Genomic DNA, 14734 nt, shown 5'->3' on the forward strand with positions numbered 1-14734 from the left:
ACGTGGCGATCGAGCGATCGCCCATGTTAGCAAGCGGTGCCTGTCAGCACGCTGACATTGGCGCGAAGCCTGCACCATCCCCCTCTCCGCACCGATTCGACGCGACCGGCCCGACGCGCGCTACGCGCGCACCACGGTCACGCCCGCGGCCTCGATCGGCTTCGTCAGCGCGGCGTCGGTTTCCTTTTCGACGACGATGGTCTGCGCCAGCGTGAGCTCGCCGATCACGAACTGCGACGCCGCGCGCAGTTTCGACTGCGACGCGAGCACGACCGTCTCGGCCGCGCGTTCGGACAGCGCGCGCTTGATCGCCGCCTCCTCGAAATCACCGGTGCTCAGGCCCGCGGCCGGATGGATGCCCGTGACGCCCATGAAGTACAGGTCCGCGTGAATGCGCGCGATGCCTTCCATCGCCGCCGCGCCGACCGCGACGATCGAGTGCTTGTAGAGTCGCCCGCCGATCAGGATCACGTCGATCGACGAATGCGCGGCCAGCGCCACCGCGACGCTCGGGCTGTGCGTGACGATCGTCGCGCGCAGGTCGGCCGGCAACTGGCTGACGAGCAGCGCGGAGGTCGTGCCGCCGTCGACGATCGCCACCTGCCCGGGCGCGATCATCTGCGCGGCTCGCCGTGCGATGCGCCGCTTCTCCGTGGTTTCGAGCGCTTCGCGCTGCGCGAACGGCGCGACGGCCGGCGACGCCGGCAGCGCGCCGCCATGCACGCGCTGCAACCGCCCTTCGGCCGCGAGTTCGCGCAGGTCGCGGCGCACCGTGTCTTCGGACACGCCGAATTGCACGCTCAGCTCGGCGGCCAGCACCTGGCCGTCGCGCGCGAGCGCGTCGAGGATCGCCTTCTTGCGTTGCGTCGTCAGCATCGTGTTTGCACGAAAATTCTTGAAATTGCACGAATATGCACGTTACCATGGGCGCCGTCCTTTGTCGAACCGGAGGCTGCGATGGCTGCAACGCGGGAGCGGGTCCGCATCGTCGATACGACGGTGCTGTCCGATGACTGGTATGTGCTGAGGAAGGTGACGTTCGATTTCCTGCGCCGCGACGGGACGTGGCAGCGCCTGAGCCGCGAGACCTACGATCGCGGCAACGGCGCGACGATCCTGCTGCGTCATGCCGAGACGGGCGACGTGCTGCTGACGCGGCAGTTCCGGATGCCGGCGTTCGTGAGCGGGCACGATGGCATGCTGCTCGAAGCGGCCGCCGGGCTGCTCGACGACGAAACGCCCGAAGCGCGCATCCGCGCGGAGGCCGAGGAGGAGACCGGCTATCGCGTGCGCGGCGTGCGCAAGGTGTTCGAGGCGTTCATGAGCCCGGGCTCCGTGACGGAGAAGCTGCATTTCTTCGTCGGCGAATACGATGCGTCGCTGCGCACGGGCGCGGGCGGCGGCGTCGCGGAAGAGGGCGAGGATCTGGAGGTCGTCGAGATGCCGCTGCAGGCTGCGCTGGACGCGATCGAGCGCGGCGAGATCGTCGACGCGAAGACGATCATGCTGCTGCAGTACGTCGCGCTGCGGGAAACCGCGGGCGCGTGCGCCGCATGACGCCGCGGCTCGTGCTGGTCGCCGGCCCCTATCGCAGCGGCACGGACGGCGACCCGGCGCGCATCGCCGCGAACCTGCACCGGCTGGAAGCGGCGGCGCTCGCCGTGTATCGCCGCGGGCACGTGCCGATGATCGGCGAATGGGTGTCGCTCCCGCTCGCCGCCGCGGCCGGGTCGACGCAACTGGGCGACGCGATCGGCGAAACCTTCCTGTATCCGGCCGCGCACCGGCTGCTGCGACGCTGCGATGCGGTGCTGCGCATCGACGGTGCGTCGCGCGGGGCGGATGCGGACGTCGCGCTTGCGCGGCAACTCGGCAAGCCGGTCTATTTCGCGGTCGACGAGATTCCGGCTGGGCAGGACGATTCGGGTCACTAAGCAAGCATGGGCGCCGCGTCGCGGTATCGGCGGTGCGGACGGTCGGTATTCGCACTGTCGGAAGCCGCACGCGCGCCGCGCCACGCAGTTGCGTTGCCGATGCGGCGCGACGCCCGAACCGGCGTATGATCGCGACGCCACTCGCGCAACGTTCGACGCCACCGCTTCTCCATCATGCCGCCTTCCGATCCCGCTGATCCCGCCGATTCCATCGCGCCGCTTCCCGCCGATCTCGTCGCGTCCGCCGTCGACGCGCTCGCGCGTGCCGACGCCTTGCTCGTCACGGCCGGCGCCGGCATCGGCGTCGATTCCGGGCTGCCCGATTTTCGCGGCACGGACGGCTTCTGGCGCGCGTATCCGGCGCTGCGCCACGAGCGTTTCGAATTCCATGAGATCGCGTCGCCGCACGCATTTCGTGCGCGTGCGCCGCTCGCATGGGGATTCTACGGGCATCGTCTCGCGCTCTATCGCGCGACGACGCCGCACGCGGGCTTCGCGATCCTGCGCCGCTGGATCGACGCGATGCCGAACGGCGGCTTCGTGCTGACGAGCAACGTCGACGGCCAGTTCCAGAAAGCCGGCTTCGAGCCGGCACGCATCGTCGAGATCCACGGCTCGATTCATGCGATGCAATGCCTGCGCCCGTGCACGGACGCGACGTGGGACGCGGCCCCGTTCGTGCCGGAAGTCGACGAAGCGACGTGCCGCCTGGTTGGCGACATGCCGCGCTGCCCGCACTGCGGCGGTCTCGCGCGGCCGAACATCCTGATGTTCGGCGACACCGGCTGGCTCGGCGCGCGCTACGACGCGCAGGAGCGTGCGCTGGAAGACTGGATCGCGCAGGCCGGGCGCGTGGTGGTAGTCGAGATCGGCGCGGGCACCGCGATTCCGACCGTGCGTCTGCTGAGCGAACGGCTCGGCGCCGACGTGATCCGCATCAACGCGCGCGAGGCGCATGCGCGCCGGGCGGACGTGATCGGGCTGAAGGGCGGTGCGCTGGCGACGCTGAACGTGCTCGACCGCGCATGGCGCGGCGGCTGAGCCCCGCGCTTCGCGCCGACCTGCGCCGAAGCCGCGTGATGGCGGCCGCGCGACTACGGCCGCGCGACGAGCGCCTGCACGAGCGCCGGCGCGATCGGTGAACCGAGGCCCGTCACGTAGTCGTAGCCGCCCGCCGCGTTGCAGATGCTGCCGCAATTACCGTTGGACCCGGTCGTCACGTCGTGAAAGTCGCTGCCGTACGCGGTTTTGCCGACGGTATAGAGCGTGTCGTAGGTGCCGCTCAACGCTTTCTTGCCGGCCGCCGCGCGCAGCGAATTCGCGATCGCGACGAGCGCCGCCCATTGCGGCGCACCGGCGCTCGTGCCGCCGACCTGGAACCAGCCGGCCTGCCCCTGATAGGCGACCGAGTCGTACACCGCGAAACCGCTGGACGGATTCGCGTCGTAGCTGACGTCGGGCACGCCGCGCTTGCCGGCCACCGGAACCGGCCATGCGGTCTGGCCGGCCGGCTCGGCTTCGATGCCGCTCACGCCGCCGCCGCTGCCGCTCCATGCCGCCTCGCCGATGTAGTTGCCGGCCGTATCGGACGACAGCGTCGTGCCGCCGACGGACACCACATAAGGCGACGCGGCCGGGTATTCGGTGCCGGTGCCGCTGTCGCCGGACGACGCGACGAACGTGACGCCGGGTGCGTTGAAATGGCTGTCGAAGCCGGTCTCGCCGCTGAATTCGTTGCCGCCGAAACTCATCGACACGACCGACGCGCCGCGCTTGACCGCGACGTCGACCGCGGCCAGCAGGTCGTTGAAGCTGGCCGACGCGGCTTCGACGAGCAGGATCTTCGCCTTCGGCGCGATCGCGTGGACCCATTCGACGTCGAGCGAGATCTCGAGCGCCCAGCCTGAATCGGTCCTGGGCCGCCCACCGCGTGCGTACACCTTGGTGAAACAGCCGTTCGACGACGTGCAGGCCGGCAGCGAGAACGCATTGCTGAACACGCCGAGATCGGATTCGATCTTCGGGTGGTCGTACGCGTCGACGATCGCGACGACCATCCCGTCGCCGTGGTTCGCGATCGTGTCGAATCCGTATGCATGCCGCGTGAGTGCCGGCGTGAGGCCGGCGATCGCGGCCGTGCTCGCGCGCGACTTCGTGTGGAACGGCGGGCGGGCAAATCCGTTCGGTGCGCGGTGGCCTTCGACGTAGGATGGCGGCCCGTTGCCGTCGGCGAGCGCACCGCCGGACGCGAGCAGCGACGCGCACAGCGCCGGAATCAACATGGACGACAGGCGGATATCGTTCATTTTTCGAGTCTCCATGTCGATGGAGTGGGGTGGCGAAACGATTTTACGAAATCGACGGCGGTAATTGCATCGAATATCGGCCGGATACGGGAATGTCTGATAAGGGAAAGTACGTGGAGCCCACGTAGGACGGGCATTTCACAGGGTTGGTCCGAGCGGGATCGAACGGTTTTATCGGTTTTTAAAAAGCTGATAAATAATTGGCCGATTCAGAATCGATTTGTCATGTCGGATGAAATTGCCTGGTAAATGTTCGCCGCGGCGCGCGGGTGGAAATCGTGAAAGGCATCATGCGCTCGCGACGCGATCCGATGCCTGCCGGCCCGGTTCGTCGGCATTGCCGGTGTGGCGCGATTACGCATACAGTTCAGCGTAGGCCGCGTGCGCCGCGCGGCGCCGTCACTGAGGGGTGCCCTTGTTCTATTCGATCGTCGCGATCTTCGTCGGCGCCGGCCTCGGCGCGTTGCTGCGCTGGTTCCTGAGCCTCGCGCTCAACGCCTGTTTTCCCGCGGTGCCGCTCGGCACGCTCGCGTCGAACCTGATCGGCGGCTACGTGATCGGCGTGGCCGCCGTCGTGTTCACGGTCCGCGTCGGGTTGCCGCCCGAGTGGCGGCTGTTCGTGATCACCGGTTTTCTCGGCGGCCTCACGACGTTCTCGACCTATTCGGTCGAAGTGATGACGCACGCGCTCGAGGGCGAATTCGGATGGGCATTGGCGGTGGCTGCCCTACACTTGACTGGATCGTTCGCGCTGACGGCGCTCGGCATGTGGACCGCGCGCGCGTGGCTCGCGGCGGCCTGAGCGGGCCGCCATCGGAGGGAGCGATGGACAGAGTCTTGTTGCGCTTCTACGTGCACGAGCAGCATCGGCTGCACTGGAAGCCGCTGTGGGAGTGGCTATTGGAAGAGGCGAACCGGATGGGTGTCGCGGGCGGGTCCGCGTTTCGCGCGATGGCCGGTTTCGGCCAGCATCGCGTGCTGCACGAGGATCGCTTCTTCGAACTGCAGGGTTCGCTTGCGATCGAGGTCGAATTCGTCGTCACCGAGGACGAGGCGCAGCGGCTGCTCGAGCGGCTGTCGCGCGAGAAAGTGCGCGCGTGCTACGCGATGATGCCCGCGCGGTTCGGCGTGATCGACACGCTCGGCGCACCGCCGGCGCAGGGGCCGGCGGCGTAGGCCCATCGCGCCGGATCAGATGCCGAACATCGTCAGCGACACGGCGGCGCGCGTGACGATCATCAGCAGCACCTGCACGATCACGAACAGCAGGATCGGCGACAGGTCGATGCCGCCGAGGTTCGGGATCACACGGCGCAGCGGGTTCAGGAACGGCGCCGTGAGCTGGTAGAGGATCGGCATCGCCGGCGAGCGCGGGTTGAGCCACGACAGCAGCGCCATCAGGATCGTCATCCAGATCACGAGGTTGAGCGCCCACTTCACGACGGTGAGCAGCGCGACCACGACGAGCGTCGCGATCACGGCGGCCGGATCGAAGCCGGCCATGACGACCATCAACACGACGTAGACGAGCGCGGTGAGCAGCGCGGCGACGACGCTGGCCCAGTCGATGCCGCGTACGCCCGCGATCACGCGGCGCAGCGGCAGCACGAGCCAGTTGGTCGCCTGCAGCACGGCTTGCGTGACGGGGTTGTACGGCGGCACGCGGACGGCCTGCATCCAGACGCGCAGAATCAGCGCGGCGCCGAATAGCGTGAAGACGGTATTGAGCAGAAAACGGGCGATCTCGCCGAACATCGTTGGCATCCTTTTTATTACAGTCAGTAGCGTGCGGCCGCCAACGCCGGTTGGCGGCGCATCGGCCGACACCTTATCACGCCTCGTCTCGCGGCGGGGAGGGGTGCGCGGCCACGCGCGCGAGCGACGTTTCGACGGCTTCGGCCAGCGCCGGCAGCGATGCCGGCGGCGCCGCGCGCTTCGCCGCGAGTGCGATCGCGCGGCGCGTGAGCAGCGCATACAGCGCCGCGTGATCGCCGCCGCGCGCCTCGAGCAGCGCGAGCTGGCGCTCGACGATGCCCGTGTCGCCGCGCGATACCGGGCCGGCCAGCGCATTCGCGAGCCCCTTGTCGCGCGCGGTCTCGATCGTGCCGGCGAGCATCGGCAACAGCGCGCGCAGCGCGGCGTCCTCGTCGAAACCGAGGCCGCGCCACAGCTCGACCGCTTCCGACAGCCCGCACAGCGCGAAGCTCGCCGCGTAGTGGGCGGCCGCGTGATACAGCATCCGGCCGCCGGCCGGAATCGACAGCGGATGGCAGCCGAGTGCGGCGGCAAGTCGCAGCAGCGTCGCGTGCAGCGCACCTTCCGCTTCGATCGTGACCGAGCAGCCGTCGATGCGCGCGAGGTCGGCGTCGGTGCCGCCGAACAGATAGAGCGGATGGAAGCCGCCTGTGGCCGCGCCTTGCTGCTTCGCCGGATCGAGCAGCGTGACCGCCGACGCGCCGCTGCAATGGACGACCGCCTGGCCGGCGGCGCGCGATGGGTCGAAGCGCAGCGCCGCGGCGCTCGACGCGAGATGATCGTCGGGTGTCGTCACGAAGATCAGGTCGGCGGCGTCGGCCACCTGCTGCGGCGTGTCGACCGCGCGGCAGCCGTCGATGCGTGCGGCGAGGCCGGCGGCCGACGCAGGCGTGCGGCTCGCGATCGCGACGACCGGGAAGCCGGCCTGCGCGAAGCGCTGCGCGATACAGCGCGCGAGGCGGCCGGCGCCGATGAAGCCGAGGCGGGGTGTGTCGGGAAGCGGCATGGCAGCGGCGGTAAGCAAAAACGAGGCAGCCGCCAGTATCGCAGGAATGATGCCGGTGCCGTGGAAGGTCGGTTGCGGAGCCGCCGCACGTATGAATGACCGACAGGCGGCGCGATTCGGGCCGGCCGACGCTCGGCATGACGACCGCATCAGGATCGAGGAATCCGACCCCGAAACACCGCGTGCCCGTATCCCGCTTGAAATGTCGGCATCTCGTCTTTAATTTGTAATCGTTCATTACGTACGCGCGCCCCGTGCCCGCGACGGATCCGGTAAGACTGACCGGTCGTTGTGTGGCGGCCCGTCTCCTCGGACGGAATCGCGCGACCCGCAAGGGGCGCCGCCCGCACCGGGTGTCGCGCCACACGGCGGCTCCGGCCGCGTGCGATTGCAATTTGCAACAAATGCCCGATACGCGCGGGGCGGGTTTTCGCTACATTGCTTCCATGCGACGTGCATGCCCGCCGTTGCCGACAGGGAGCGCCTAAAATACCGCTCCAGCAGGAGAATCGAAGTGAAAAAGCTCATTCCGTTCATCGCCGCCGCCGCGCTGGGCCTGGGTGCCGCAAGCGCCGCGCAGGCTCACGTGTCGATCGGGGTCGGCATCGGTGTCCCGGTCGCGCCCGCTTATCCCGTCTATGCACCGCCGCCGCCCGTGTATTACGCGCCGCCGCCTCCGCCCGTCTACTACGCGCCGGCGCCGGCCTACTATGCGCCGCCGCCCGCCGTGGTCGTCGGCGGCTACTACGGTCGCCCGTACTGGCGCCACGGTTATGGCGGCTGGGGCCATCACGGCTACTGGCGTCGCTGATTCGCCCCGCGCGGCCTGACCGCGCATGGCGAAACGGCGCAACGTCCCGCGAGGGGCGCTGCGCCGTTTTTCATTGGGGCCGCCGTTACGTGCGTGGCTGCGCGCGGCGCCGCCGCGATTACGCCGCGTGCACGATCAGGTCGCGGTAGCCGCCGACGATCACGCTGTACGAAAAGTACGCGAACAGCAGCGCCGACGCGACATGGCAAGCGCGCATCAGCCCGGCGCCCGCGCGCTTGCGGCCCTGGCTCGCGAGCGTGCACATGAAGAGCGTCCACGCGAGGCCGCCGAGGAAAAAGCCCGTCAGGAACACCGACGCGGTGGCGGGAGTGGTCGCACCGGCTTTCGCGATCAGCGCGCCGCCGACCGCCGCGAACCACAGGATCGCGCTCGGCGACGACATCGCGAGCAGCATCCCGCGCATGAAACTGCGCCGCGCGCTTGCCCGCGGCGGAAGCGGGGCGTCCGCATCGTCGTCGGCCGCTTTGGCGGGCGCGAGCGCTTCGCGCGCCATCTTCCACGTGAGGAACAGCAGCACCGCGCCGCCGCCGATCCATACGATCCAGCGCACGGGTTCGAACTGCAGCAGCACGGCCATTCCCGCGAGCGCGAGCGCCGCGTACACGAGATCGCCGACGCACGATCCGACGCCGAGCCAGAAGCCCGGCCGGAAGCCGTGCGACAGCGTCAGCGACAGCATCGCGACATTGACGAGGCCGATGTCGAGACACAGCGACAGCGACAGAAAGAATCCGTCGGACAGCATGGAGGCGGGTGGAAAGCTCATCTTCTGGGTGCGTGCGACGATTGCGATGCGCGGGCCGGCGGGCGCCGGCCGCGTGGCGTCAGAGGCCGATCTCCTGCCACAGCCGGTCGACGCGGGCCTTCACGGCCGCATCCATCTCGATCGGGCGGCCCCATTCGCGGCTGGTTTCGCCCGGCCACTTGTTGGTCGCGTCGAGCCCCATCTTCGAGCCGAGTCCGGCCACCGGCGACGCGAAGTCCAGATAGTCGATCGGCGTGCTGTCCACCATCACCGTGTCGCGTACGGGGTCGACGCGCGTCGTGATCGCCCAGATCACTTCCTTCCAGTCGCGGATGTTCACGTCCTCGTCGACGACCACGATGAACTTCGTATACATGAACTGCCGCAGGAAGCTCCACACGCCGAACATCACGCGTTTCGCGTGGCCCGCGTAGCTCTTCTTCATCTGGACGATGGCCATCCGGTAGCTGCAGCCTTCGGGGGGCAGGTAGAAGTCGGTGATTTCCGTGAACTGCTTCTGCAGCAGCGGCACGAACACCTCGTTGAGCGCGACGCCGAGCACCGCGGGCTCGTCGGGCGGCTTGCCCGTGTAGGTCGAGTGGTAGATCGCGTCGCGACGCATCGTGATGCGCTCGACGGTGAACACCGGAAACCACTCCTGCTCGTTGTAATAGCCGGTGTGGTCGCCGTACGGCCCTTCGAGCGCGTGCTCGTACGCGGTCGCCGCATTGCCGGCCGGCCGCGGCGGTGCGCCGGCCGGAGCGGGGGCAGGGGCGCCTTCCTGCGGATGAATGAAGCCTTCGAGCACGATCTCCGCGCGCGCCGGCACCTGCAGCGTGTCGACGCCCGGCGTCAGGCACTTCGCGAGCTCCGTGCGGCTGCCGCGCAGCAGGCCGGCGAACTGATACTCGGACAGCGAATCGGGCACGGGCGTCACCGCGCCGAGCGTCGTGGCCGGATCGGCGCCGAGCACGACCGCGACCGGATACGGCTTGCCGGGATTGCGCAGCGCGAACTCGCGGAAGTCGAGCGCGCCGCCGCGATGCGCGAGCCAGCGCATGATCAGCTTGTTGCGGCCGATCAGCTGCTGCCGGTAGATGCCGAGGTTCTGGCGCGCCTTGTTCGGCCCGCGCGTCACCGTCAGGCCCCACGTGACGAGCGGCCCCGCATCGCCGGGCCAGCAGGTCTGGATCGGCAGCTTGTTCAGGTCGACGTCGGCGCCTTCCCAGACGATCTCCTGGCACGGCGGCGACGACACCGACTTCGGCGCCATGTCCCACACCGCCTTCGCGAGCGACAGCAGCTTGCCGGCGTCCTTCAGGCTCTTCGGCGGATCGGGTTCCTTCAGCGCGGACAGCAGGCGCCCGAGATCGCGCAACGAACCGAGCGCGGCATCGTCGCCCGCATCGACGCCCATCCCGAGCGCGACGCGGCGCGGCGTGCCGAACAGGTTGCCGAGCACCGGGAATGCATTGCCGGGCGGCGCGTTGAACAGCAGCGCCGGGCCGCCGGCGCGCAGCACGCGGTCGCACAGCTCGGTCATTTCGAGCACGGGCGACACGGGCTGCGTGACGCGCCGCAGTTCGCCGAGCGCCTCGAGGCGCTGAATGAAATCGCGTAAGTCTTTGTATTTCATGAAGAAGGTCCGGGCCACCCGCATGAGTGGGCAGCGATGGGCGGGGCAGCGGCCGGCTGCGACCCCGAATTGACCGACGATTTTACCCCGTGCAGCCGTGCGGCCGCCCCGGCGGAGAAAAAGTCGACCGCGCGCAAACCCCCTACGGCACGGGGCTTGCGTTCTGAAGAGGGGTTTTAAATTACTTTTTGTTATAGATTTGAGTTTTTATAGTGTTGACGATCTATAAAACCCTGCTAGAATCCGCTCACATTGGTTGCAGGGTAAAAGGCTTCGAGCCGCCAATCACCGATCTTTGACGCAGCGCGTCACCGTCCGCCGAATCCTGCACGGCGTCTTCGACGGCCTTTGTCGTAGTCCCAGCCAGCGCCACCAGACGCTGGTTTTTTGCGTGGGTGCCACCGCGTATGCCCGTCTCGCCCAGTGTGTGCGAAGGCGCCGGCCTTCTTACACCGTGGCCTCGAACGGTACTTATACCGTTTCCCCGATGCTTGCGCGTCCCAACCAAGGCGTGCGGCGTCGTGATTCCGCGGCGCGTTTTCTGTCTCGCCTTCGAGCTGAGCGAGCCGCACGAGTCATGTTCATGGGAGATGATCTGAATGAACGCTTGGTTATCGTGGCGTCCCACTGAGCAGCATGCGCAAATCGTGCGCAACTTGCTGCGTCGCGGGACGCGTGTCAGTCACCATCTATTCAGCGTTGTCGGCTGTTTCGCCGTCGCGGTTGCGCTTGCACTGTGGCTGCTGCCAACCGTCCGCGGCACGCTCGCCGCGAAGCTGATGCCGGTCGTATCCGCGGCCGTGCAGGCCGGCCCGGCCCGTCTGCTGTCCGGCCATCCGCTGCCGAACTTCGCGCCAGCCGGTGTGCAGCCGCAGCAGGAAGACAATCCCGAAACGGATACGCTTGCGGTCGGCCTCGATGTCGCACCGGAAGCTGCCGCGCAGGGCGCCCAGGGCGATGCGTCCGATCCGGCCCGCACCGGCCCGTCGCCGGTCGCGCTGGCCAAGCTGATTCCGATTCAGCGGGTGGCGGCCGATGCGCGCGACGATCGCGCGCTCGCGTCGAACCGCGAACAGGCGCTCGTCGCCACCTACCTGTCGCGCCGTTACCGCGTCGCGCAGGAGCCGCTCGGTCAGCTCGTCAAGGCAGCGTTCCAGACCGGCCGCGACGTTGGCCTCGATCCGCTGCTGCTGCTGTCCGTGATGGCGATCGAATCGGGCTTCAACCCGTACGCCGAAAGCGGCGTCGGCGCGAAGGGTCTGATGCAGGTCATGTCGAAGGTCCACTCCGACAAATTCGAGTACTTCGGCGGTACCGACACCGCGCTGCAGCCGCTCGCGAACCTGCAGGTCGGCGCGCTGGTGCTGAAGGACTGCATCGCGCGCGGCGGCTCGCTCGCGAACGGCCTGCGTCTGTACAACGGCTCGACGAACCCCGACGACAATGGCTACGGCTCGAAGGTGATGGCCGAGCGCGCCCGGCTGCGCGACGTCGCGCGTGGCCGCAACGTGCCGATCAATGCACCGCAGGCGCCTGCGCAGCCCGCGAAGCCGATCGTCACCGCCGCTGCCGTGACGGCCGCGGCAGGCGGCGCGAAGCGCGTACATGCGACGCTCGACGGCACGACGTCGGTCAAGGCGGCGCCGAAGGAAGCGGCTTCGCAGGACGACGCGAGCGTCGATACCGCGAAGCAGTCGCGCGGCGATCATTCGGAGCTCGGCGCGTAACGCGTCACGCCCGCTGTGCGGCTGCGGCCGGCAGGACATGAAAAAGGCACCCGATTCTGAACTGCACCCCAAAAGTTGGACACCCGTCCAACCTTTGGGGTGTTTTTCATGACGAAGTACAACGAGCAGTTCAAGCAACGCATCGTTGACGAGTATTTTTCCGGTGGAATTGGCATCCAGTCCCTGGCTGCCCGGCACGGCGTGGGGCGTACGGTGATCCGGCGCTGGGTGGCAAGTTACAGGGAGCATGGCAACGCGGGGTTGCGCAAGAAACACGTTTGCTACGATGCTGAGTTCAAGCTATCGGTACTGCAGCGCATGTGGCGAGACGAGTTGTCATACGGCCAGGTGTCGGCCTTGTTCGACATTCGTGGCGCGGGCTGCGTCGCCGGCTGGGAGCGCCTGTATCATGAGGGCGGTATCGATGCACTGTCCCCTCGCCGACGAGGGCGCCCCCGAAAGATGGCCACTTCACTTCCGCCCAAACCCACTGAAACCGGCTCACCGGATGAACGCACACGCGAGGAATTGCTCAAGGAAAACGAGTATCTGCGTGCGGAGGTGGCCTACCTAAAAAAGCTCGATGCGCTGCTGGCGAAGAAGCAGGCAGCGCAAAAGAAAAAGCGCAAATAGTGCGCGAGCTTAGGCAACACCATCCGGTAGCGGCACTTCTGAAGGCGGCCGGTCTGGCGCGCAGCACGTTCTATTACCAACTCGGGACGCTGAACGTTGGCGATCGCCATGCCGATCTCAAGGCGAGGATCCGGGCGGTGTTCGACCATCACAAGGGCCGCTACGGCTATCGACGCGTCACGGCTGCGATTCGGCAAACCGGGCATCTCGTCAACCACAAGGCTGTGCAGCGGCTGATGCAGCAATTGCAGCTGAAGTCCCTGCTGCGCCCGAAGAAATATCGTTCGTGGCGAGGTGAGGTCGGCAAAGTCGCGCCCAACCTGTTGCAACGTCAGTTCAGCGCCACGCAGGCCAACCAGAAGTGGGTAACGGATGTGACGGAATTCAACGTCGGCGGGCAGAAGCTGTATCTGTCGCCGGTAATGGATCTGTACAACGGCGAGATCGTGGCCTACCAGATGGACCGACGCCCAAGCTTCGAGCTGGTCAGCAGCATGCTGAAGAAGGCATTGGCCAAACTCAAACGCACGGACAGACCGTTATTGCATTCGGACCAAGGCTGGCAATACCGAATGCCGGCGTTTCGTCGGCAATTGAAGCGACGCAAGCTGACTCAAAGCATGTCGCGCAAGGGGAACTGCCTCGACAATGCTGCGATGGAAAGCTTCTTCGGCACGCTCAAGTCCGAGTGCTACAAGGGACATCGCTTCACTTGCGTGGAGCATTTGCGCGACACGCTCGAGCGCTACATCCACTACTACAACCACGAACGCATCAAGCTCAAGTTGAAAGGGCTGAGTCCCGTGCAATACAGGACTCAGCCCTTGGGCGCCTAGCCTTTAACTGTCCAACTTTGCGGGGTCAGTTCATTCGGGTGCCTTTTCGTTTTGCGGTAGCGAAGCGGCCGCTGCGCCGGCCGCGGCGTCAGTGTCGACCGAACAGCGTCGCGAGCCGGTCGACGGCCTCTTCGAGCCGCGAGTAGGCCGTCGCATAGGAGAGGCGGATATAGTCGCGCGGCGCATGGACACCGAAGTCCATGCCCGGCACCAGCACCACGCCCGCATCGTGCAGCATCGCCTGCGTGAGCGCGGCGCTGTCGCCGGCCGCCGGGTGCGCGACGCCGCCGCAATGCGCATACACGTAGAACGCGCCGTCCGGCATCACCGGCACCGTGAAGCCGAGCCGCTCGAGCGCCGGTGCGATGAAATCGCGGCGGCGCTTGAATTCGAGCCGGCGTGTTTCGTAGATGTCGAGCGTCGCGGGTTCGAAGCAGGCGAGCGCCGCATGCTGCGCGAGTGCGGACGGGCAGATGAACAGGTTCTGCGACAGCTTCTCGAACGTGCCGACGAGCGCGGGCGGCACGACGAGCCAGCCGAGCCGCCAGCCCGTCATGCTGAAATACTTCGAGAAGCTGTTCACGGTGATCACGTCGTCGCCGAACGACAGCGCCGACACGGGCGCGGCGTCGTAGCTGAGCCCCTGGTAGATCTCGTCGACGATCGTGAAGCCGCCGCGTGCGCGTACCGCTTCGACGATTCGCTTGAGTTCGTCCGGTTCGAGCGACGTGCCGGTCGGGTTCGACGGCGACGCGAGCAGCACGCCGCGCGTGCGCGCGTTCCAGTGCGTGCGGACGTCGTTTTCGGTGAGCTGGAAGCGCGCGTCCGGGCCGCTCGGCACGAGCACCGGGCGACCTTCGGCCGCCGCGACGAAGTGCCGGTTGCACGGGTATGACGGGTCGGGCATCAGCACTTCGTCGTCGCGACCGACCAGCGCGAGGCACGCGAGCAGCAGCGCGGCCGATGCGCCGGCCGTCACGACGATCCGCTCCGGGCCGATCGTGAGGCCGTATGCACGTGCATAGTGCGCGGCGATCGCCTCGCGCAGCGGCGTAATGCCGAGCGCGCTCGTGTACTGCGTGACGCCACGGCGCAGCGCAGCCGTGGCGGCCTCGACAACCGGCTCCGGCGCGGTGAAATCCGGTTCGCCGATGCCCATGTGGATAACATCGCGCCCCAAGGACTCGAGCCGCTGTGCCTCCTTCATCAGTTCCATCACGTAGAAGGGCTGGATCGCGTCGACGCGTGCGGCGAGCGTGACGAGCGAATCGGCGGTGGTATTCATCGGCGGGCAGGGCGGGGAGAAAAGAATGAAAAACGGGCG

15 protein-coding genes are annotated in these 14734 nt (G+C 67.4%); 8 read left to right on the forward strand and 7 right to left on the reverse strand.

All coding sequences use genetic code 11. The features are described 5' to 3' along the window. Positions 1-120: 120 nt before the first annotated feature. Entirely contained in the window at positions 121-876 is a 756-nt protein-coding gene (locus tag CFB52_RS04455) for a DeoR/GlpR family DNA-binding transcription regulator (protein WP_099316150.1), read from the reverse strand. A gap of 81 nt (positions 877-957) precedes the next feature. Here CFB52_RS04455 and CFB52_RS04460 point away from each other — a divergent pair, with 81 nt between their 5' ends. From CFB52_RS04460 to CFB52_RS04470, 3 genes are all read left to right on the forward strand, one after another. Next, complete coding sequence (locus CFB52_RS04460; RefSeq protein ID WP_099316151.1) at positions 958-1557, forward strand: NUDIX domain-containing protein; 600 nt, start codon at positions 958-960, stop codon at positions 1555-1557. Continuing rightward, the gene (locus CFB52_RS04465; protein WP_059574152.1) at positions 1554-1934 is read left to right on the forward strand and encodes a hypothetical protein; all 381 of its coding nucleotides are present in this window, start codon (positions 1554-1556) and stop codon (positions 1932-1934) included. Before CFB52_RS04460 ends, CFB52_RS04465 begins: the two co-directional genes overlap by 4 nt. Positions 1935-2108: 174 nt before the next feature. Next, complete coding sequence (locus CFB52_RS04470) at positions 2109-2975, forward strand: Sir2 family NAD-dependent protein deacetylase (protein WP_089464598.1); 867 nt, start codon at positions 2109-2111, stop codon at positions 2973-2975. A gap of 53 nt (positions 2976-3028) precedes the next feature. Here CFB52_RS04470 and CFB52_RS04475 read toward each other — a convergent pair whose 3' ends face one another. Then, entirely contained in the window at positions 3029-4240 is a 1212-nt protein-coding gene (locus CFB52_RS04475) for a S53 family peptidase (RefSeq protein WP_099316152.1), read from the reverse strand. A 415-nt stretch (positions 4241-4655) separates the two neighbouring features. Here CFB52_RS04475 and crcB point away from each other — a divergent pair, with 415 nt between their 5' ends. Beyond that, positions 4656-5042, forward strand: coding sequence for a fluoride efflux transporter CrcB (gene crcB / locus CFB52_RS04480; protein WP_059574149.1), 387 nt, complete (start codon positions 4656-4658; stop codon positions 5040-5042). A 23-nt stretch (positions 5043-5065) separates the two neighbouring features. Next, positions 5066-5416 carry a DUF190 domain-containing protein gene (locus CFB52_RS04485; RefSeq protein ID WP_059574148.1) on the forward strand — a complete coding sequence of 117 codons (351 nt, stop codon included), beginning with the start codon at positions 5066-5068 and terminating at the stop codon, positions 5414-5416. Between the two features lie 15 nt (positions 5417-5431). On the opposite strand, the gene CFB52_RS04490 is transcribed toward CFB52_RS04485, so the two are convergent. Together CFB52_RS04490 and CFB52_RS04495 are read right to left on the reverse strand one after the other, a co-directional pair. Continuing rightward, a complete protein-coding gene (locus CFB52_RS04490) occupies positions 5432-5995 on the reverse strand; it encodes a YggT family protein (protein ID WP_006488584.1) in 564 nt (187 codons plus the stop codon). Positions 5996-6071: 76 nt separating this feature from the next. Next, on the reverse strand, positions 6072-7001 hold the full coding sequence (locus CFB52_RS04495; protein ID WP_059574147.1) for a Rossmann-like and DUF2520 domain-containing protein: 930 nt from the start codon (positions 6999-7001) through the stop codon (positions 6072-6074). A 514-nt stretch (positions 7002-7515) separates the two neighbouring features. Here CFB52_RS04495 and CFB52_RS04505 point away from each other — a divergent pair. Further along, on the forward strand, positions 7516-7812 hold the full coding sequence (locus tag CFB52_RS04505) for a hypothetical protein (protein WP_059574146.1): 297 nt from the start codon (positions 7516-7518) through the stop codon (positions 7810-7812). Positions 7813-7930: 118 nt separating this feature from the next. Here CFB52_RS04505 and CFB52_RS04510 read toward each other — a convergent pair whose 3' ends face one another. Further along, positions 7931-8599, reverse strand: coding sequence for a LysE family translocator (locus CFB52_RS04510; RefSeq protein ID WP_059641723.1), 669 nt, complete (start codon positions 8597-8599; stop codon positions 7931-7933). A gap of 58 nt (positions 8600-8657) precedes the next feature. Further along, positions 8658-10214, reverse strand: coding sequence for a UbiD family decarboxylase (locus CFB52_RS04515; protein WP_099316153.1), 1557 nt, complete (start codon positions 10212-10214; stop codon positions 8658-8660). 599 nt (positions 10215-10813) lie between these two features. Here CFB52_RS04515 and CFB52_RS04525 point away from each other — a divergent pair. After that, on the forward strand, positions 10814-11941 hold the full coding sequence (locus CFB52_RS04525; protein WP_099316154.1) for a transglycosylase SLT domain-containing protein: 1128 nt from the start codon (positions 10814-10816) through the stop codon (positions 11939-11941). 108 nt (positions 11942-12049) lie between these two features. Beyond that, positions 12050-13410, forward strand: a protein-coding gene (locus tag CFB52_RS04530) for an IS3 family transposase (RefSeq protein WP_099316614.1) whose coding sequence is annotated in 2 segments (ribosomal slippage) — positions 12050-12512 and positions 12512-13410 — 1362 coding nt in all. Because the reading frame shifts where the segments join, the coding sequence is not laid out codon by codon here. An 88-nt stretch (positions 13411-13498) separates the two neighbouring features. On the opposite strand, the gene CFB52_RS04535 is transcribed toward CFB52_RS04530, so the two are convergent. Continuing rightward, positions 13499-14695: a pyridoxal phosphate-dependent aminotransferase gene (locus tag CFB52_RS04535; RefSeq protein WP_099316155.1), complete on the reverse strand. Its 1197-nt coding sequence runs from the start codon at positions 14693-14695 to the stop codon at positions 13499-13501. Positions 14696-14734: the final 39 nt, after the last annotated feature.

The sequence above is a fragment of the Burkholderia sp. AU18528 genome, assembly GCF_002223215.2.
GTDB classification, from domain to species: domain Bacteria; phylum Pseudomonadota; class Gammaproteobacteria; order Burkholderiales; family Burkholderiaceae; genus Burkholderia; species Burkholderia semiarida.

What these genes read in the sequence shown, in the direction of transcription:
- CFB52_RS04455 (WP_099316150.1), bottom strand. Translation starts at nt 876, where the DNA reads ATGCTGACGACGCAACGCAAGAAGGCGATCCTCGACGCGCTCGCGCGC.
- CFB52_RS04460 (WP_099316151.1), top strand. Translation starts at nt 958, where the DNA reads ATGGCTGCAACGCGGGAGCGGGTCCGCATCGTCGATACGACGGTGCTG.
- CFB52_RS04470 (WP_089464598.1), top strand. Translation starts at nt 2,109, where the DNA reads ATGCCGCCTTCCGATCCCGCTGATCCCGCCGATTCCATCGCGCCGCTT.
- CFB52_RS04495 (WP_059574147.1), bottom strand. Translation starts at nt 7,001, where the DNA reads ATGCCGCTTCCCGACACACCCCGCCTCGGCTTCATCGGCGCCGGCCGC.
- CFB52_RS04510 (WP_059641723.1), bottom strand. Translation starts at nt 8,599, where the DNA reads ATGAGCTTTCCACCCGCCTCCATGCTGTCCGACGGATTCTTTCTGTCG.
- CFB52_RS04490 (WP_006488584.1), bottom strand. Translation starts at nt 5,995, where the DNA reads ATGTTCGGCGAGATCGCCCGTTTTCTGCTCAATACCGTCTTCACGCTA.
- CFB52_RS04535 (WP_099316155.1), bottom strand. Translation starts at nt 14,695, where the DNA reads ATGAATACCACCGCCGATTCGCTCGTCACGCTCGCCGCACGCGTCGAC.
- CFB52_RS04525 (WP_099316154.1), top strand. Translation starts at nt 10,814, where the DNA reads ATGAACGCTTGGTTATCGTGGCGTCCCACTGAGCAGCATGCGCAAATC.
- CFB52_RS04485 (WP_059574148.1), top strand. Translation starts at nt 5,066, where the DNA reads ATGGACAGAGTCTTGTTGCGCTTCTACGTGCACGAGCAGCATCGGCTG.
- CFB52_RS04465 (WP_059574152.1), top strand. Translation starts at nt 1,554, where the DNA reads ATGACGCCGCGGCTCGTGCTGGTCGCCGGCCCCTATCGCAGCGGCACG.
- CFB52_RS04515 (WP_099316153.1), bottom strand. Translation starts at nt 10,214, where the DNA reads ATGAAATACAAAGACTTACGCGATTTCATTCAGCGCCTCGAGGCGCTC.
- CFB52_RS04475 (WP_099316152.1), bottom strand. Translation starts at nt 4,240, where the DNA reads ATGAACGATATCCGCCTGTCGTCCATGTTGATTCCGGCGCTGTGCGCG.